Consider the following 19,307-nt stretch of genomic DNA (forward strand, 5'->3'; position numbering starts at 1 on the left):
TTGTCCGTAAACGCAAGCCTTAGCCTGCGCTATTCTTAAGCATTTTCCGAAACCTTTTCGGAATCCTTTATTCCCTGAAAAAGAAGATTGGTCTGCAGCTGGATATATTCCTCGATGCTGTACATCTTCTGCAGTGACCAGCGGCGGAATGCCCACATTTGCCCCTGGACAAAAATGTTATGGGCGATCATCTTGATTTTTTCCTCCGGCAGGTCCAGTTCCCCGTTCTCTACGCAAAGGGTAATGACATGCTCAAACATGCCGACCATTTCTATTTCTTTCTTCAGCACATATGGAAGGGCATCCTTTGTAAGCGCCTTTACTTCCTGGTACATAACAAGGACTTCATCCTGCATTTCGTCAACCACTTTGAAGTAATCGGCGATGCCCTGCTTTAGGCTCTCAAGTGTGCCTTTTTTGGTATCAAGGCCTTTTTGAAGCCGCTCGGCAACCTGATCGTAAATGCTGTCACAAACCAGGTATAGGACGTCTTCCTTCGTACGGATGTATTCATAAAGCGTTCCAATACTAAAACCAGATGCCTTTGCAATCTCTCTAGTTGTTGTACGATGGAACCCTTTTTGGATAAAAAGGGTGACGGCACCTTTAATCATCTGATCGCGTCTTTTTTTGACAAGACGCTCATCTTTAACAGAAGCCTGCACTTCCCGTTTTTTCATTGTTATCCACCGCCCTCCCGGGAATCATCCATTGAATCTGTTTATTTTAAAAAGTTTTTTTCAATATTGTTTTATCATTGAATTCTGTCCGTTGATTTCCGCTGCGGGGAGGAATGGGAACCTCCTCCCGCTGGACATTGATTAAGCTTCCTCGAGTGAACACCGCACGAAGGAAATGCGTCAGTATTTTCGAGGATCAGGTACCCACAGCGAGGATCAACTCAGTGGCTAAACTTGAACAGCGACATGAAGTCAATAAACTCTGCGAAAAATCATTAATTATTTCGTTACCATTCGAGAGATTACTAGACGCTGGATTTCCTGTGTTCCTTCGTAGATCTGCGTGATTTTGGCGTCGCGCATGAAGCGTTCTACTGGATAGTCCTTTGTATATCCGTAGCCGCCAAAGATTTGCACGGCATCTGTTGTCACTTTCATGGCCGTGTCACCGGCAAGAAGTTTGGACATAGCTGATTCCTTTCCGTACGGAAGTCCTTCTGACTCCAGCCAAGCCGCCTGGTAAGTTAATAGTCTTGAGGCTTCGATGCTTGTGGCCATGTCTGCCAGCTTGAAGCCAATTCCCTGCTGGGCAGCAATTGGCTTGCCGAACTGGCGGCGTTCTTTGGCGTATTCGATGGAAGCATCCAGTGCGCCCTGAGCGATTCCGACTGCCTGGGCAGCGATGCCGTTGCGGCCGCCATCAAGCGTCATCATGGCAACTTTGAAGCCTTCACCTACATTGCCCAGCACGTTCTCAACCGGAACCTTGCACTCTTCGAAAATAATCTCCGTTGTAGGTGAGGAACGGATCCCCAATTTCTTTTCCTTCTTGCCGACAGAGAAGCCTTCAAAGCCGGATTCCACGATAAATGCGGTTGTTCCTTTATGCTTGGAGGATGGATCTGTCAGGGCAAACACTACATAGATATCGGCAATTCCGCCGTTTGTAATGAAAATTTTACTGCCGTTAAGGACATAATGATCGCCTTCAAGACGTGCTGTCGTTCTCATTCCGCCGGCATCAGATCCGCTGCCAGGCTCCGTAAGTCCATACGCGCCGATTTTTTCACCCTGCGCCATTGGCTTTAAGTATTTTTGCTTCTGGTCTTCGCTGCCGAACTTGAAAATCGGCCAGCCGGCAAGGGAAGTATGGGCTGAAAGAGTAACACCTGTAGAGGCACATACTCTTGAAAGCTCCTCAACTGCGATGCAATAAGCCAGATAATCACTGCCGATTCCGCCGTACTCTTCAGGCCACGGAATCCCGGTTAAGCCAAGCTCCGCCATTTTGTCAAAAATTTCTCTGTCAAAGCGCTCTTCTTCGTCGCGTTCAGCAGCCGTCGGAGCGACTTCATTTCTGGCAAAATCGCGTACCATTTTTCTGATCATTTCATGCTCTTCACTTAATTGGAAATTCATTGTTGGTCCCTCGCTTTATATGGATTCTTGATTTCTTTATAAAAAGACTGCTTTACAGCTGTTTACTGATAACAATCCGCTGAATTTCGCTTGTGCCTTCATAGATTTCTGTAATTTTGGCATCGCGGAAGTAGCGCTCAACCGGGTAATCCTCTGTGTAGCCGTAGCCGCCGAATACCTGGATGGCCTCTGTAGTCACATCCACCGCCGTTTTGGATGCAAACAGCTTCGCCATGGAGGCTTCCAGTCCGCATTTGATGCCGCGCTGGCGCATGTTTGCTGCGCGATAGATTAATAGTTTTGCGGCTTCGACGCTTGTTGCCATGTCTGCAAGCTTAAAGCCGACACCCTGCTGAGCGGCGATCGGCTTGCCGAACTGTACACGCTCCTTTGCATAATCCGCGGCGGCTTCAAAGGCTGCTTCTGCGATTCCGAGTGCCTGTGAAGCAATCCCGATCCGTCCGGCATCCAGATTGGCCATCGCAATCTTAAAGCCTTCTCCTTCACTGCCAAGAAGATTGTCAGCCGGAACCCGCATGTCTTCAAATGTCAGCTGCAGCGTTCTTGAGCCGTGCAGCCCCATTTTGTGCTCATCTTTCCCAAATACAAGTCCTGGCGTATCCTTCTCGACAATGAAAGCGGAAATGCCTTTGCTCCCAAGCTCAGGATTTGTGGAGGCAAATACAATGTATACGTCAGCTTCGCTGGCATTCGTAATGAAAACCTTGGATCCATTAATGACATAATGGTCTCCGTCTTTTACCGCACGGGACTTTAAGCTTCCTGCATCCGAGCCAGCGCTCGGTTCCGTGAGGCAAAAAGCACCAAGATACTCACCAGAGGCAAGCTTCGGAATATATTTCTGCTTTTGCTCTTCCGTACCGAAATAAAGGATCGGATTTGTTCCAACCGACGTATGGACCGATAAAATAACGCCAACTGTCGCACTTACGTGGGACAGTTCATGGATGGCGATAATGTAAGAAGTAAAGTCCATTTCCGCTCCGCCGTATTTTTCAGGAATGGGAATCCCCATCAGGCCAAGCTCGCCCATTTTGCGGAGAATCTCCCGAGGGAACTCGCCCTGCTCCATTTTTTCAACAAAAGGGGCGATTTCCGCCTGGGCAAAATCCCGCACCATTTTTCTCATCATTTCCTGCTCTTCTGTAAATCTCAGGTTCATTTGTATACCCTCCGATGCTGCCCGGCACTTGCGGCCAAGGCCTATTATTTATTCGTAAACGTAGAAGCCTCTGCCTGTCTTCTTGCCTAGCCAGCCGGCTTTCACATATTTTCTTAACAGCGGACATGGGCGGTATTTATCATCGCCAAAGCCTTCATGCAAGGTTTCCATAATATACAGGCATGTGTCCAGGCCAATGAAGTCAGCCAAAGTCAGCGGTCCCATTGGATGGTTCATGCCGAGCTTCATCACTTCATCAATGGCCTCTTTTGTCGCGACCCCTTCATAAAGTGTGTAAACTGCTTCATTGATCATCGGCATCAGAATGCGGTTGGATACGAATCCCGGGAAGTCATTCACTTCAACCGGCACTTTTTGAAGCGTCTTCGTGATGTCTTCAATGGTTTGGTACACTTCGTCTGCCGTCGCGAGGCCGCGGATGATTTCCACAAGCTTCATCACCGGCACCGGGTTCATAAAATGCATGCCGATTACTTTCTCCGGACGCTTTGTTGCGGCTGCGATTTCTGTAATCGGAAGGGATGATGTGTTGCTTGCCAGAATGGCATGCTCTGGTGCAATTTCATCGAGCTGGCTGAAGATCTTCGTTTTGATCTCCATATTTTCAACCGCCGCTTCGATGACAAGCTCCACGTTTTTAGCGTCCTTAAGATCATTTGAAGCGGTTACATTTTTCAGCACTGCTTCCATCTCGTCCGCTGTCATGCGCCCTTTTTCCACCTGGCGGGAAAGATTCTTCTTAATCACACCAAAGCCGCGTTCCACAAATTCCGGCTTTAAGTCGTTTAAGATGACGCTATAGCCTGCCTGTGCACAAACCTGTGCAATTCCTGAACCCATTTGTCCAGCACCGATTACCATAATGTTTTTTACATTCATTTTTGTATCCTCCGTTCCTGGGTTTGACAGATCGTTTCTCCGTTTGGCCGTATTTTAATAAAAGTGGCCGGTATATAACCGATTTTGGCCGGTAAATGTTCGTTCCTCCCGGTTATTATCCATTTGGCGGGTATATTGATTATTGAGGCCGTGAGGCACCGTCCTTATGTCCGGTAAGACGGCGTTTACCAAAGTGCAGCCGCCTTACCAAACAAATTACTGCTTTGGAACCTCTATCATTACCGCATCGCCCTGGCCGCCGCCGCTGCAGATAGCCGCGATGCCGATACCGCCTCCGCGGCGTTTCAGTTCGTGCATCAGGGTCAGGATAATTCTTGCTCCGCTCGCTCCAATTGGGTGGCCGAGTGCCACAGCGCCGCCATTGACGTTTACTTTTTCTGCATCTAGGCCGGCAATTTTCCCGCTGGTGAGAGCAACAGCCGCAAATGCTTCGTTAATTTCAAAGAGATCAATCTCTTCCAGGGTTTTTCCTGTCTTTTTCAAAAGAGCATTAATAACAAGGCCAGGTGTCTGCGGAAAGTCTTTAGCTTCCACTGCAAGAGCTGTATGGCCGAGAATATAAGCTTCCGGTTTTTTGCCTTCACGTTCTGCCCGTTCTTCGCTCATTAATACCAATGCTGCTGCCCCGTCATTGACGCCAGGTGCATTTCCGGCAGTGATCGTTCCGTCGGAGTTAAAAACAGATCCGAGTTTAGCGAGCTTTTCTATTGAAGTATCTTTACGTGGTGACTCATCCTGAGATACAACGACCGGGTCTCCTTTTCGCTGAGGAACTTCCACAGGGACGATTTCTTCTGCCAGCTTACCGGCTTCAATGGCCGCAATGGCACGTTCATGGCTTCTCAGCGCCCAGTTATCCTGCTCTTCACGGCTGATTTCGAATTCTTTTGCTGTCGAGTTTCCGTACGTTCCCATATGGACACCAGTGAAGCTGCAGCTTAATCCGTCGTGGACCATTAAATCCTTGACCGCAGAATCACCCATGCGAAGTCCCCAGCGTGCTTTTGGCAAAATGTACGGCGCGTTGCTCATGGACTCCATGCCGCCTGCAACGATGACTTCCTCGTCACCCGCACGGATAATCTGATCCCCTAATGTGACGCTGCGCATCCCGGATGCACACACTTTATTGATCGTTGCTGTTTTCACTTCCCATGGCAAGCCTGCTTTTCTCGCTGCCTGGCGTGAAGGGATCTGGCCCTGCCCGCCCTGAAGAACCGTTCCGAGAATTACTTCGTCTACATCCTCAGGGTTAACGCCTGCACGGTTCAGCGCTTCTTTTACTGCAAATCCGCCAAGGTCAGAAGCTGCAAAGCTGGTGAGCGCTCCGGCAAATTTTCCAAAAGGTGTTCTTACTCCGCTAAGAATTACGGTTTTCCCCATAAAGAATCGCTCCTTTGTACTATTAATTTAAAATGTTCGAAAAATTAATTAGAAAAAAATAGCGTCTATGCTGCAGATCTCATTGAAGTTAACTGTTTGTGAAGGTGCGGTCATTGACTGAACGCTCGCTCGAAAGGACTTGAAATAAATAGGATTTTCCCTGAAATAATGTAAGCGCTTTTATCATTTTCTATTTTACTAGAAAAATAGCGGAAATTGAAACACTTTACACAAAATTCAGGCAAAAACATTTTCGTCAAAATGCCTTACGGGAATTTCGGACGTGCTTCAATTTCCACTTTCATAATGCTAGGATGCTACATTCCGGCTTTCGCCCACCACAGACTTCTCGAGAATTTCAGCTACATCGTACGTATGAACCTGTTCTTCCACTTCTTTAGCTTTCGTTCCATCAGACAGCATCGTTAAGCAGTATGGACATCCTGAACTGATCACAGATGGATTCACTGCCAATGCCTGCTCTGTGCGTGAGACATTGATGCGGTGTCCGGTTTCTTCTTCCATCCACATCAGGCCGCCGCCCGCTCCGCAGCACATGCCGGTTTCGCGGTTTCTTTCCATTTCCACAAGCTTGACACCCGGAATGCTCTTAAGAATCTCACGAGGAGGATCATACACCTCGTTGTAGCGTCCAAGATAGCAGGAATCATGGAAGGTAATTGTTTCTTCCACTGCATATTGCGGCTTCAGCTTGCCCTCTTCCACAAGCTGGGCAAGAACTTCAGTATGGTGATAAACCTCTGCCTCTAATCCGAAATCCGGATACTCATTCTTGAAAATATTGTAGGCATGAGGGTCGATTGTGACAATTTTCTTCACTTCATTTTTCTCAAACTCTTCAATGTTCTTCGCAGCAAGCTCCTGGAATAGGAACTCGTTTCCAAGACGCCTTGGTGTATCACCAGAGTTCTTTTCCTTATTGCCAAGGATCGCGAACTTGACGCCAGCTTCATTCATTAGTTTTGCAAATGAAAGAGCGATCTTCTGGCTGCGGTTGTCGTAAGAGCCCATGGAGCCAACCCAGAATAAGTATTCGAACTCTTCTCCCGCCTTCTTCATTTCCTTCACTGTCGGCACAAGAACATCTTCACGTGCCTCTCTCCAGTCTTCGCGCTCCTTGCGGTTCAGTCCCCAAGGATTGCCCTGGCGCTCGATATTGGTCATGGCGCGCTGTGCATCCGCGTCCATTTTACCCTCTGTTAATACAAGATAGCGGCGCAAATCAATAATTTTATCAACATGTTCATTCATAACCGGGCATTGGTCTTCACAGTTTCGGCAAGTCGTACAAGCCCATATTTCTTCTTCTGTAATGACTTCGCCAATCAGACTTGGGCTGTATGCAAGGCCAGCCGCAGCTTCTTCTGCGCCCTGGCCGGCAGCTGCAAGGGCCAGCTGATTGCCTTTCGTATTAGAAAAAGCAAATGTCGGAACCCATGGCTGCTTTGACGTGACAGCAGCACCGTGGTTCGTTAAATGATCACGCAATTTCAGGATTAAATCCATCGGTGAAAGCATCTTTCCAGTTCCTGTTGCCGGACACATATTGGTACAGCGTCCGCATTCCACACATGCATAGAAGTCGATCATCTGATGCTGTGTAAAATCTTCAATTTTTCCAACACCAAAGCTTTCCTGTGTCTCATCTTCAAAATCAATCGCCTTTAATTTCCCCGGATTGTCCAGCCGGTTGAAATATACGTTGGCCGGTCCGGCGATTAAGTGTGCGTGCTTGGATTGAGGCACATACACTAGGAATGCAAGCAGGAATAATAAGTGAATCCACCATGCGACATAAAATACAGCAATCGAGGCTGTTTCACCCATCCATGAGAACCCGCCTGCAATCAGGGAAGCAACCGGCTCTGTCCAGGTTCCTTCATGGCCATGCCAGATCATGCTCATGCCATTGCCAAGCAGAACGGAAAGCATCAGCCCTCCGATAAAAATAAGCACAAGACCTGATTTGAATCCGCGCTTTAAACGGACAAGCTTTTCCACATAACGACGGTAGAAAGCCCAAATTACTGCTACAAGAATCATGAGGGTCACAATTTCCTGGAAAAAGGTGAACCCGGGATATAAAGGGCCAAGCGCCAAGTGAGCACCAGGCTTAATTCCTTTAATAATAAAATCAATCGCTCCGAATTGGACAAGAATGAAGCCATAGAAAAACATTACGTGAATGATGCCGCTTTTCTTATCCTTTAAAAGCTTTTTCTGGCCAAACACATTGACCCAGATCTTTTCAAGGCGCTCTTTCACCTTGCCGTCAAACTCCACTTTTTTGCCAAGCTTGATATATTCAATCCGCGTCTTCACAACATAGACAAACAGGCTGATGGCGTAAGCGGTTACAAGAAGGAATGCAATTAAGTTGATCCATAATAAACCATTCATGGGCATGGAGCTCCTTTCCTCATCTTAGAAAATTTAAAAAACAATATAATTTTCTGAATTTATACTTACTCCCATTATATTATGAATGAGCATTCAGTCAACCATTTTTCGTTAAACTTGTTCGAAATATTTTATTATTTTCATTTATTAAATTCTTTTTAAAGGTGAAAAGTCCTCCCCTTTTGGGAAGATTTCATGATAGAAAAAGCTCTGCAGGAAATACTAACAGGAAAATCCTGTCGAGAGGAAGATTGCATTGACTGTCTGGAATATCATTATGGTCGTTTTACTCGTCATCTTCTTATGGCTCTATATTGATTTTACATGGGGCCGGAAAAGCCATATGAAAAAGCTTGAGCGGACCGCCTTACCCATCCGGCAGTCTGATATGGAGTTGTTTGCAGACGGGCCTGCTTTGTTTGATGATTTATTCTCCGAGCTAAAAAAGGCGCAAAAGCACATCCATATTTTATTTTATATTGTGAAGGATGATAAAATCAGCAAGGAGTTTTTAACCATTTTAAAGGGTAAAGCAAAAGAAGGAGTAGAAGTCCGCCTTCTGCTGGATTGGGCCGGAAGCCTTCCTGTTAAACGAAAAACCGTTAAGGATCTTAAAAGCAGCGGCGTCAAATTTTCGTTTGCCCATGTGCCAAAGCTGCCTTTTCTTTTCTATTCATTTCAGGCAAGGAACCACCGGAAAATTACCGTCATTGACGGAAAGATCGGATACATTGGCGGCTTCAATATCGGCAAAGAATACATCAATCTAGATAAAAAGCTGACCCCCTGGCGTGACTATCATTTGAAATTCCGTGGTGAAGGGGTAGAGGATCTGCAAAGAGAGTTTCTAACCGATTGGTATAAAGCAGCAAAGACTGACCTGCTTGCAAACAGTGTCTATTTTCCTGAGCTGCCTGCAGGAGATACCCGCCATCAGTTCGGATCTTATAAAGGGGCATTTTTAGAAGAAAGCTTCTCCTCCATAATAAGGAAGGCGAAAAAGAGCATTACGATTGGGACCCCCTATTTTATTCCGGGCAAAAGGCTTTTTCAGGACTTAATTCATGCCCTGGAACGCGGCGTCACAGTAAAAATACTCGTCCCATGCATCACGGATCATATTCTTGTAAAAGAGGCCTCTTATCTTTACTTAAGGACCTTGATTAAACAAGGTGCTTATGTGTATGAGTACAAAAAGGGCTTTTACCATGCAAAGGCGATTATTATCGATAATGAAATCAGTGATGTCGGAACAGCTAATTTTGATAAGCGGAGCCTGTTCTTAAATTATGAAATCAATTGCTTTATTTATGACAAAGAGTTCATTAAGCAGGTCCAAGCTGTTGTAGACAAAGACATACTAAATGCAAAGAGATTGGCGCTAAAAGAATTAAACCGGCTGGATCCTTTACGGACTTTCAAAGAGATGCTTGCCCGGTCTGTGGCAAGCTTCCTTTAAAGTAGGCCAGCAAAAAGAAGGTGCTGCAAATTGAAAATTAGACTGGGATATGTTTCCCATGCCATCAGCTTGTGGGAGGCATCTCCTGCAAGAACATTGACTTTTACGCGCTATCAGCAATTGCCTGAGGAAGAAAAGCTGGAAAAGCTGAAGGCCGTCACAGCAGTGAATCTGCAAAATACGTTAAGAATGCTTTATTTTAATATCGCCCATGAAATTCAGCTATATCGGCTTTCAAGCTCCATCGTTCCCCTGGCCACGCATCCGGAGGTATTATGGGATTTTGTCACACCCTTTAAGGATAAATGGCTTGAAATCGGTGAATTGATTAAAAAACATGGGCTCCGCGTCAGCTTTCATCCCAATCAATTCACCCTGTTCACATCTCCACGCGAGGATGTGACCCGAAACGCAGTCAAAGATATGGAATACCATTACCGGATGTTCGAGGCCATGGGCGTTGAAAACGAAAGCATCATTAATATCCATATTGGCGGGGCTTACGGGGACAAGCTCACGACCATCCACCGTTTCCATGAAAATCTCAAGACGCTGCCATCTCATATTAAAGAGCAGATGACACTCGAGAATGATGATAAAACCTATAACGCGGATGAAACTCTTCTGGCCTGCCAGAAAGAAAACATTCCTCTTGTATTTGATTATCATCACCATATGGCAAACCTCGGCACCCACCCGCTGGAAGAGCTTCTCCCAGAAATTTTTCAGACATGGGACAAGACAGGACTCAAGCCGAAGATCCATATTTCCTCGCCCAAATCGGAAAAAGCCTTCCGGTCTCATGCCGACTATGTTGACCTGGATTTTATCCGCCCCCTTCTCAACGTCCTGAAACCCCTTAACCGGGACATCGATTTTATGATCGAAGCGAAAGCCAAGGATGAGGCTGCGCTCAAGCTGACAGAGGACATCAGCTCAATCCGCGGGGTGAAGAGGATCGGAGGGGCGGAAGTAGAGTGGAAATAATAAAGGCGTTCCCCCACTGGGAACGCCCCTTATTTTAACTGAATCTCCCTCACCTTTTGTCTCTGCTCCTCTGGCCACCAGGCCCCGCAGTCTTCAGAGACTACACAGGCAGCACACTTCTCCAGGTCGTACACCTTCATGCCTGTAATTGGTGGCGAATAAAGATGCAGAGTAACAAGATTTTCCCTTCCTGCGCTTTTCATTTTGTGCACACCTTTTTTGGGTGCAAAAAAGAAGGAGTCTTTGGACTTAACCTCTGCAAAAACCTCAATAGGAACGCCTTCCTTCACTTCAAAAACAGTGTTTTCCGAATTTCCATTTAGCACTTGGATCCACCCTTTTGAGCTTCCATGGTCATGTGGGGCGCATTCAATATCTGACCAGTTCATGACGAGCAGCTCCACTTCATCATTTTGATAAAGCAGCTTGCGGTAATAGGGTTTTCCATCTGCCGGCTGCAGGTAAGGAAGAAGGGCTTCAAGCTTGATATCAAGAGATGCCAAAGCCTTTCTAAGTTCTTCCGCAGAAGGTGATTTCAATGAATCTAGTATGTTTTTAAACCTTTCCCTCATTAAACGACTCCCCTTCTTGTGGATTATCGCTTCCTCCATGAAAAATAGTTCAGCTGACCATTCACTATGATCACTCCTATAATGATTATGATTCCTCCCATAATGCTTATGAAAAAAATTTTTTCACGAAGCAGAAGAATGGCCGCAATCAGGGTAAATAAGGGCTCCATGTAGATAAACATGGATACCTTGGAAGCTTCCAAAACCTCTAGTGCCTTGGACCAGTACCAATAGCCAATCCCGGAAACAAATATGCCCAAAAACAATATATGGGCCCATTCAGAACCAGATAATAGATGAAACTTCTCCCATCCCCTATCTCTCAATAAAAAGGGAATCGTCAACAAGCATCCAAGCAGACTCATATAGAAAGTGACCACAAGAGAAGGCAGCTTAACTTGCAGCCTTTTCACCAGGATGGAATACACGGCCCAATTCAGTGTACTTAAGATCATAAGGAAATATCCTATATTAAAAGCAAATTCCAGCGTCTGACCGCTCCTCGCCCCTGTTACCATCAGCACGCCGGAAACCGCCGTTATAATGCCCAGCGTTTTAAAGAATGTCAGTTTTTCATGAAGAAAGATCATGGAGAGGAGCACGGTAAAAACAGGTGAAAAGGAAATAATCCATCCCGCAGAGGAAGCATCTATCGTCTCTAGAGCTGTGACCTGGATGACCTGATGGACGAACACACCAAGTACCCCAAGAACAATTAAATGAGGAATATATTTGAGCGGAATCAGGAGCCGATATTTTTTCAAGAAAAGCACAAGAAGCAGAAAGGCTGCCCCGATGCTAAACCTGAGCATGATTAATGTATAAGGGTCCACCTTATCCAAAACAGCTTTGGTGGAGACAAATGACACTCCCCAAAAACTGATTGAAATAGTTGCGTAAAGTGAGGCTGCCATTTGTGGCTTCATGAGCGGCATGTCCTTTCCGGAGGGGTTTCTACCATGATATGCCCGTCCCGGTGTAACATGCGGAGTTTAGGTTGATTTTTACGGGAAGAGAAAATCGGCAAACAGAGGATACCAGAGACTTGAGTCCGAACCCGGGACAGCTTCGGACACAGAAGGAAGAAAACCTTAAAACAGAGACGGAAAATAAGAGAAAATCGCACCACAGAGTCAACAGTTTTAGCGATTAGTTTATTTACCAAATCCCGGCTTCCACTGCAAAAGGAAAGTTCACACTCATACAAAAAGGTGCCCATGGACACCCTTCCCCAATCTATCTCAATATCCCCTGCAGCCAGGGCAGAACCACTTCATATGCTTTAAACCCGAGGTAAATGCCGACTATCCCCATAATGCCGGGCAGTGCAGGCGGCGCAGGAATCGGCAGCTTCATGAAAGCAAAGACAAATCCGACGAGAAATCCTGTAAGTATGGATAAAAGAACAATTTTCATAAGATCCTCCTATAATGGCTTACTATGTTTTACCATTCACCTATCCCCTTAAACCTACGTCTTTAGCTTCCCCTCTTTCGTAAAAAAACATGAAAAAAGCCGGCACCAATAAGTGCCAGCTTTGAACATTACATTTTTTCCGGAGCAGATACGCCGATTAATTTCAGCGCATTCTTTAAAGTAGTCTGAACCGCTTTGATCAATGCCAGACGGGCTTTGGTTCTTTCCGGATTTTCCGCATCCAATACTTTTTCAGCATTATAGAAGCTGTGGAAAGAGGAAGCCAGTTCATAAATATAGTTCGTGATTCTGTGCGGCATACGCTTTTGCGCAGCTTCGCCGACAGCCTGCGGGAATTCGCCGATTTTCTTCAGAACGTCGATTTCCTTTTCCGCCTGAATCAGGGAGTAATCTGCAGCTCCGGCAGACATGCCCTGCTCTTCACCCTGGCGCAGGATGCTGGAAATACGCGCGTGTGCGTACTGGGCATAGTAAACAGGGTTTTCATTGGATTGTGATACTGCCAGATCAAGGTCAAAATCAAGATGCGTATCTGCGCTTCTCATCGCGAAGAAATAGCGTGTTGCGTCCAGTCCTACTTCTTCCACAAGGTCACGCATTGTTACCGCTTTGCCGGTACGTTTGCTCATCTTCATTTTTTCGCCGTTTTTGTACAAATGTACAAGCTGGATGATTTCGACTTCGAGCGCCTCACGGTCATAGCCAAGCGCCTGGATGGCTGCTTTCATGCGCGGAATGTAGCCATGGTGGTCAGCACCCCAAATGTTGATCAGCTTTTCAAAGCCTCGTTCAAGCTTGTCTTTATGGTAAGCGATATCTGGAGTCAGATATGTGTAAGAGCCGTCATTTTTAATCAGCACACGGTCTTTGTCATCACCGAAAGCTGTTGAGCGGAACCAGGTTGCACCCTCTTCTTCGTAAATGTGGCCGTTATCCTTTAATGCCTGAAGGGCTGTGTCGATTTTGCCATTATTATAAAGGGATGTTTCAGAATACCAAACATCAAATGGCACGCGGAAATCTTCCAGATCCTGCTTCAGCTTTGCCATTTCATATTTCAGGCCGTATTCACGGAAAAAGTCAAAACGCTCTTTTTCATCCGCATTTACATACTTATCGCCATACTCATCAGCCAGCTTTTTGCCGATGCCGATGATATCTTCGCCATGATAGCCGTCTGCAGGCATTTCCTTCTCTAAGCCAAGAGCCTGGAAATATCGCGCTTCAACCGATAGAGCCAGATTGTTAATCTGGTTGCCGGCATCATTGATATAGTACTCACGGGAAACATCATAGCCAGCTTTATCTAAAATGTTGCATAGGGAGTCGCCGACAGCTGCGCCGCGGGCATGTCCAAGATGCAAGTCCCCTGTTGGGTTAGCTGAAACAAACTCGACCTGGATCTTCTGGCTGTTTCCAACTGTTGTTTCTCCGTATTGATTCCCTGCTTCCAGAACGGCCGGAATCAGATCAGTCAAATAAGAATTATTCATGTAAAAATTGATGAAGCCGGGCCCTGCGATTTCAATTTTTTCAATGGAAGCTTTTGAGCTGTCAAAATGAGCGATAAGCTCCTCTGCAATCATTCTTGGTGCCTTTTTAGCCACACGTGCTAATTGCATTGCCATATTCGTGGAATAGTCCCCATGAGCCTTTTCCTTCGGGATTTCAAGAATTACATCAGGGATCTGCTCTTCCGCTGCCAAACCAGCTTTTACAACCGCATCCTTGATTTCCTGTTTTAATTTGTCTTGCACCTGCTCAACTATGTTCATTGTTCTCCTCCTCAAACGTAATCGCCAAATGGTATGTACCTGCCTGGGATCCCTGCATTTTCAGATCGTATAAAATTTCAATCGAACCTTCACCAGATTCGTCATCATATTGATGGACCATCCGCTTGGTCACCGTGCCCATCTCAAACACTCCGTAAGGCGTCTCGTAGCTGCCGCGGAGCTTTTTATTCATTCTAAAAGGGAGCCTCATTTTCACGGCGCCGCTTCGTAAAATCAGCCCGTCTGCATCGGACATTTTTATAATTGTCTTTACTGTTCCCTCTTCCATCACTTCATCATACTGAAGGAACCGGGAAGAATCTTTTATATAGTATCGGCCAAAAGCAGTCAATTCAAAAGTCTCTTTACTGCCTCCACTGCGAATATCTGTCTTCACACTAATCTTCACAGGCATTTGTTCCGCTGAGCGACTGGACAACGGCAACACATCCTTTTCATCTTATATAACTATATAAGTATAAATACTTGATGGGGAAAGTGCAAGAAGGTGACAGGCACCACCCGAATTTTGTCGAATATAAAAAGGATGAAACCGAATGTTCCACCCTTTCAATATCGCTTTCCAATCCAGAGGCGAGTTCCATATATTAAAACCCAGAAATTTGCCGTTTAAAAATCAGTTCATAAAAAGATGGATTTCCATAACCCCTTATGCCTGGTGCAAAAATCTGTATCAGCTCCCAGCCTTCTTTTTCATGCTCCCTGACAATTTCATGGTAATCTTCAGCAGGCGTCAGCTTAAAGGATGATAAGTCCACTTTAATAAATTTATGTTCATACATAACAAATCCCCCTTTTCCTTTCATACGGTAAAATAGGGGGAAAAGTTTCATGCACAAAAAAACGGAGACCGATGTCCCCGTTTATTGAAGTCTTACACGTTACTTCCTATTCACCCATCCAAGAATCATTTCCCGGATCAGTTTACTCGCTGTATTAGCCGTTTGTTCAGATGGGTCATAGATAGGCGCCACCTCGACAAGGTCAGCACCAACAACTTTTACATCTGAATGAGCAATCTCATGGATGGAAGCAAGAAGCTCTCTTGAAGTGATGCCGCCTGCGTCCACTGTGCCAGTTCCAGGCGCATGGGCAGGGTCTAAAACATCAATATCGATCGTTACATAAACAGGACGTCCCGCAAGCTTAGGAAGAATGTCCTTCAGCGGCTTGTGCACTTCGAATTTTGAGATGTGCATGCCCACTTCCTTCGCCCACTGGAATTCTTCTTTCATGCCCGAACGGATACCGAAAGAATAGACATTCCCTGGACCAATCAGCTCAGCTGCTTTGCGGATTGGCGTTGAGTGGGATAATGGCTCCCCTTCATAATCCACACGAAGATCTGTATGGGCATCCATGTGGATAATCGCCAGATCCGGATACTTTTTATACATGGCTTTGATGACAGGCCAGGAAACCAAATGCTCTCCACCCATGCCAAGCGGGAATTTACCCTCAGCCAGAAGCTGATCGATAAATTCTTCAATCATATCGATGCTTTTCTGCGGATTTCCGAATGGAAGCGGAATATCGCCGGCATCATAGTATTTTACCTCTTCTAGCTCACGGTCAAGATATGGGCTGTACTCTTCAAGCCCAATGGACACTTCGCGGATGCGGGCAGGGCCGAAGCGGGAGCCCGGACGATAGCTGACCGTCCAGTCCATCGGCATGCCATAAATGACTGCTTCACTTTCCTCATAACTAGGATGGCTTTTAATAAAAACATTGCCTGAATAGGCTTCATCAAAACGAACCAAGGTCATCCCTCACTTTTTATGTATTCAGGAAGGCTGCTCCAATAAAGCAGCAGCCTGTCAATTACTTCACTAAATCTGCAACAAACTTCGGCAATACAAATGCAGCTTTATGCAGTTCTTTTGTATAATATTTTGTCTCGATCTCATGGAAGCGGTCTTCGCTTACTTCTAATGGATCATATTTTTTAGATCCAATTGTGAACGCCCACATGCCGCTTGGATAGGTTGGGATATTGGCTGTGTATAGGCGTGTGATTGGGAAAATTTCTTTCACATCGCGCTGTACGTTGCGGATAAGGTCTGCTTTAAACCAAGGGTTGTCTGACTGTGCTACAAAGATGCCGTCTTCTTTTAAAGCTTTAGAGATTCCAGCATAGAAGCCTTTTGTAAATAGGTTTACCGCAGGTCCTACCGGCTCAGTTGAGTCCACCATGATTACATCATACTCATTTTCGCTTTCCGCAATATGCATGAAGCCATCGCCCACCTGCACATCCACGCGAGGGTCATCAAGCTTGCCTGCAATCTCAGGAAGGAATTTCTTTGAGTACTCAATAACCTTTCCGTCGATATCTACAAGTGTCGCCTTTTTCACGCTTGGGTGCTTCAGGACTTCACGGATAACCCCGCCGTCTCCGCCGCCAACAACCAGAACGTTTTCAGGGTTTGGATGCGTGAACAAAGGAATGTGCGCTACCATCTCATGGTACACAAACTCATCCTTGATTGAGGTCATAACCATGTCATCAAGAAGAAGCATATTGCCCCACTCTTCTGTTTCCACCATATCAAGCTTCTGGAATTCTGTCTGTTCTGTATGTAAAGTACGCTTCACCTTCATCGTAATGCCAAAGTTCTCAGTTTGTTTCTCTGTAAACCAAAGTCCCATTCTTGAATCATTCCTTCCATAAAAAAATGAATTATCACTTAAAGAGCAGCAAAAAGCATGATCATCTTTTATACTTCCCTAACATGCAAATAACAAACACAGAAAAAGTATAGATGAATCTAGCAAAATTGCAAGAAAAATTTCGATTTTTAATAGAGAAGATGTTTAAAATCAGAGCGTTTTTTCAATACTAAAGATATGTACTTATACTTATTCTATTTTTTGCATAGCACTTACAAAGATTCAGGGGGGTGCCATACTTGGAGTTAATGACCGATCAGCGTTTCAGAAAAACAATGAAATATTTGCGTGCGATTCTCATTATTAGCTTAATAGGAATGGCTTTGGCCGCTGTGATGATTGGCGGAATATTGGTATATGCAAAAATCCTGGGGCCGCCGCCGCTTGCTGTTCCGCAGTCGACTTTATTTTTCTCGAATGATGGCACGGTGATCGGAGAAAGCCACAACGGGCAGAAGCGCTACTGGGCACCTCTTGATGATATCAGTCCGCATTTGGTGGATGCGACGGTTTCGATTGAGGATAAGAATTTTTTCGAGCACAACGGTTTTGATTATAAAAGAATTGCCGGTGCCGCTCTTGCTGACCTTAAAGCAATGGCGAAGGTTCAGGGAGCCAGCACCATCAGCCAGCAGTATGCCCGCAACCTGTTTCTCGAACACGAAAAAACCTGGAAGCGGAAACTGCTTGAAGCTTTTTATACCATCAGGCTTGAGATGAACTATACGAAGAAGGAAATCCTTGAAGGCTATATAAATACGATCTATTACGGCAATGGAGCTTATGGGGCACAGGCAGCAAGCCAGTTTTATTTTGGGAAGGATGCCAAGGACCTTACTTTGGCTGAGGCTTCTATTTTAGCCGGAATTCCAAAGGGACCTGGCATCTATTCTCCATTTGCATCAGCGGAAAAAGCAGAACAGCGTCAGAGGGTGATTCTGCAGACGATGGTGAAGAACGGAATGATCAGCCAAAAAGAGGCAGATCTTGCTGCTGCAGAGGAGCTTGAGCTGGTTGGGGAGCATATGCACCCGAGAACGAAAACCGCGCCCTATTTCCAGGATGCGGTCCGCAATGCTCTTAAAACGCAGCTGAAGCTGGATGACCGGACCATTGAATTGGGCGGATTGAAGGTTTATACCACCCTGGATCTGAAGGAGCAGGAAATCGCGGAAGAAACAGTGGATAAAATGATTTCAAAAGACTCGGAGATTCAGGTTGGGGTTGTAGCCATGAATCCGAAAAACGGGTATGTCAAAGCGATGGTCGGCGGCAGGAATTATGAGGAGAGTCCCTTTAACCGGGCAGTCCAGGCAGTCAGGCAGCCGGGATCAACGATCAAGCCGCTGCTCTATTACGCGGCATTGGAGCAGGGATTCACCCCTTCCACACCTATCCGGAGCGAGCAGACGACATTCCGCTTTGAGGACGGCACACCGGACTACACACCTCATAATTTCAACAGCAAATATGCGGATGATGATATCACAATGGCCCAGGCACTGGCTTTATCTGACAATGTCTATGCAGTGAAAACTCATTTATTTTTAGGAGAAGAAACGCTTGTCAATACAGCCAAGAAATTTGGCATCACTTCTAAAATGGCGAAGGTGCCTTCCCTGGCACTCGGCACATCCGGAATGAGGGTCATCGAGCTGGCGAATGCCTACAGCATGTTTGCCAATGGCGGGAAAAAGGTATCGCCGGTACTGATAAAGCGCGTGGAAAATCATAAAGGCGAAGTCATCTACGAGCAGGAGCCGTTCCAGATGAAGGTTCTGAAGCCGGACTTGGCTTTCGTATTGACCCATATGATGACAGGAATCTTTGACCGGAAGCTGAACGGCTATGCCCAGGTAACTGGAAGCACCATTATCAATGATATGACCCGCCCTTATGCAGGCAAGTCGGGTTCAACCGAAACAGACAGCTGGATGGCCGGCTTTACACCACAGCTGGTCACAGCGGTATGGACCGGCTATGACAAAGGACAGGTTCTTACCAAAACCGTTGAAAAAACGTATGCCAAAAACATTTGGATCCGGTTTATGGAAGAAGCCCATAAAGGGAAGCCGGCCAAGAAATTCAAAGCACCTAAAGGAACAGCCGGCGTCTACATCGATCCGGCCAATGGAAAAATTGCCGGGGAAAACTGCCCCGTCAAGCGCCTAACCTACTTCGCAGAAGGCACAGAACCAACAGAATACTGCACAGACCACCTGAACCACAAAGAAGAAAAAAAATCAGAGCAGCCTGAAAAGAAGCCGGAAACCCCTTGGTACAAGAAACTGTTCCGTTGGGCTTCGTGAAATTGGTGGTGACAGGTACCTATACCACTTCCTTCAACTGGTATAGGTACCTGTCACTTTACTTTAT

Annotated in this window: 17 protein-coding genes; 3 read left to right on the forward strand and 14 right to left on the reverse strand. The window is 46.0% G+C overall.

Annotation, left to right across the window (positions count from 1 at the left end; all coding sequences use genetic code 11):
* Positions 1 to 35: 35 nt before the first annotated feature.
* From AC6CHU_RS23915 to AC6CHU_RS23940, 6 genes are all read right to left on the reverse strand, one after another.
* Complete coding sequence (locus AC6CHU_RS23915; RefSeq protein WP_251284795.1) at positions 36 to 680, reverse strand: TetR/AcrR family transcriptional regulator; 645 nt, start codon at positions 678 to 680, stop codon at positions 36 to 38.
* Positions 681 to 959: 279 nt separating this feature from the next.
* Positions 960 to 2,099 carry an acyl-CoA dehydrogenase gene (locus AC6CHU_RS23920; RefSeq protein WP_159863485.1) on the reverse strand — a complete coding sequence of 380 codons (1,140 nt, stop codon included), beginning with the start codon at positions 2,097 to 2,099 and terminating at the stop codon, positions 960 to 962.
* 52 nt (positions 2,100 to 2,151) lie between these two features.
* Positions 2,152 to 3,282 (reverse strand): acyl-CoA dehydrogenase, encoded by a 1,131-nt coding sequence (locus AC6CHU_RS23925; protein ID WP_498122959.1) that lies wholly within the window; start codon positions 3,280 to 3,282, stop codon positions 2,152 to 2,154.
* A gap of 48 nt (positions 3,283 to 3,330) precedes the next feature.
* The gene (locus AC6CHU_RS23930; RefSeq protein WP_498122960.1) at positions 3,331 to 4,182 is read right to left on the reverse strand and encodes a 3-hydroxybutyryl-CoA dehydrogenase; all 852 of its coding nucleotides are present in this window, start codon (positions 4,180 to 4,182) and stop codon (positions 3,331 to 3,333) included.
* Between the two features lie 216 nt (positions 4,183 to 4,398).
* Positions 4,399 to 5,586: an acetyl-CoA C-acetyltransferase gene (locus AC6CHU_RS23935; protein WP_498122961.1), complete on the reverse strand. Its 1,188-nt coding sequence runs from the start codon at positions 5,584 to 5,586 to the stop codon at positions 4,399 to 4,401.
* Positions 5,587 to 5,895: 309 nt separating this feature from the next.
* Positions 5,896 to 8,007 (reverse strand): (Fe-S)-binding protein, encoded by a 2,112-nt coding sequence (locus AC6CHU_RS23940; protein ID WP_498122962.1) that lies wholly within the window; start codon positions 8,005 to 8,007, stop codon positions 5,896 to 5,898.
* Between the two features lie 277 nt (positions 8,008 to 8,284).
* Between AC6CHU_RS23940 and cls the strand changes: the two genes are divergently transcribed.
* Positions 8,285 to 9,466 (forward strand): cardiolipin synthase, encoded by a 1,182-nt coding sequence (gene cls / locus AC6CHU_RS23945; protein ID WP_251284807.1) that lies wholly within the window; start codon positions 8,285 to 8,287, stop codon positions 9,464 to 9,466.
* 30 nt (positions 9,467 to 9,496) lie between these two features.
* On the forward strand, positions 9,497 to 10,453 hold the full coding sequence (gene uvsE, locus AC6CHU_RS23950; RefSeq protein ID WP_498122963.1) for a UV DNA damage repair endonuclease UvsE: 957 nt from the start codon (positions 9,497 to 9,499) through the stop codon (positions 10,451 to 10,453).
* 29 nt (positions 10,454 to 10,482) lie between these two features.
* Here the strand turns inward: uvsE and AC6CHU_RS23955 are convergent, their stop codons facing one another.
* From AC6CHU_RS23955 to speE, 8 genes are all read right to left on the reverse strand, one after another.
* A complete protein-coding gene (locus tag AC6CHU_RS23955) occupies positions 10,483 to 11,025 on the reverse strand; it encodes a cysteine dioxygenase (RefSeq protein ID WP_498122964.1) in 543 nt (180 codons plus the stop codon).
* Between the two features lie 23 nt (positions 11,026 to 11,048).
* On the reverse strand, positions 11,049 to 11,951 hold the full coding sequence (locus AC6CHU_RS23960; protein WP_498122965.1) for a DMT family transporter: 903 nt from the start codon (positions 11,949 to 11,951) through the stop codon (positions 11,049 to 11,051).
* A gap of 310 nt (positions 11,952 to 12,261) precedes the next feature.
* Entirely contained in the window at positions 12,262 to 12,441 is a 180-nt protein-coding gene (locus tag AC6CHU_RS23965; RefSeq protein WP_009332314.1) for a XapX domain-containing protein, read from the reverse strand.
* A 128-nt stretch (positions 12,442 to 12,569) separates the two neighbouring features.
* The gene (argS, locus tag AC6CHU_RS23970) at positions 12,570 to 14,237 is read right to left on the reverse strand and encodes an arginine--tRNA ligase (protein WP_498122967.1); all 1,668 of its coding nucleotides are present in this window, start codon (positions 14,235 to 14,237) and stop codon (positions 12,570 to 12,572) included.
* A complete protein-coding gene (locus AC6CHU_RS23975; RefSeq protein ID WP_498122968.1) occupies positions 14,224 to 14,676 on the reverse strand; it encodes a YwiB family protein in 453 nt (150 codons plus the stop codon). Before AC6CHU_RS23975 ends, argS begins: the two co-directional genes overlap by 14 nt.
* A 169-nt stretch (positions 14,677 to 14,845) precedes the next feature.
* Positions 14,846 to 15,040, reverse strand: a complete 195-nt coding sequence (locus AC6CHU_RS23980; RefSeq protein ID WP_159863494.1) for a DUF4177 domain-containing protein — start codon at positions 15,038 to 15,040, stop codon at positions 14,846 to 14,848.
* A 99-nt stretch (positions 15,041 to 15,139) separates the two neighbouring features.
* Positions 15,140 to 16,021 carry an agmatinase gene (gene speB, locus AC6CHU_RS23985; protein ID WP_236566181.1) on the reverse strand — a complete coding sequence of 294 codons (882 nt, stop codon included), beginning with the start codon at positions 16,019 to 16,021 and terminating at the stop codon, positions 15,140 to 15,142.
* Positions 16,022 to 16,082: 61 nt separating this feature from the next.
* The gene (gene speE / locus AC6CHU_RS23990) at positions 16,083 to 16,910 is read right to left on the reverse strand and encodes a spermidine synthase (protein WP_009332318.1); all 828 of its coding nucleotides are present in this window, start codon (positions 16,908 to 16,910) and stop codon (positions 16,083 to 16,085) included.
* Between the two features lie 260 nt (positions 16,911 to 17,170).
* Here speE and AC6CHU_RS23995 point away from each other — a divergent pair, with 260 nt between their 5' ends.
* The gene (locus AC6CHU_RS23995) at positions 17,171 to 19,240 is read left to right on the forward strand and encodes a transglycosylase domain-containing protein (RefSeq protein ID WP_251284805.1); all 2,070 of its coding nucleotides are present in this window, start codon (positions 17,171 to 17,173) and stop codon (positions 19,238 to 19,240) included.
* The last annotated feature ends 67 nt before the right edge of the window (positions 19,241 to 19,307 follow it).

It is taken from the genome of Cytobacillus sp. GQ23 (assembly GCF_059758675.1).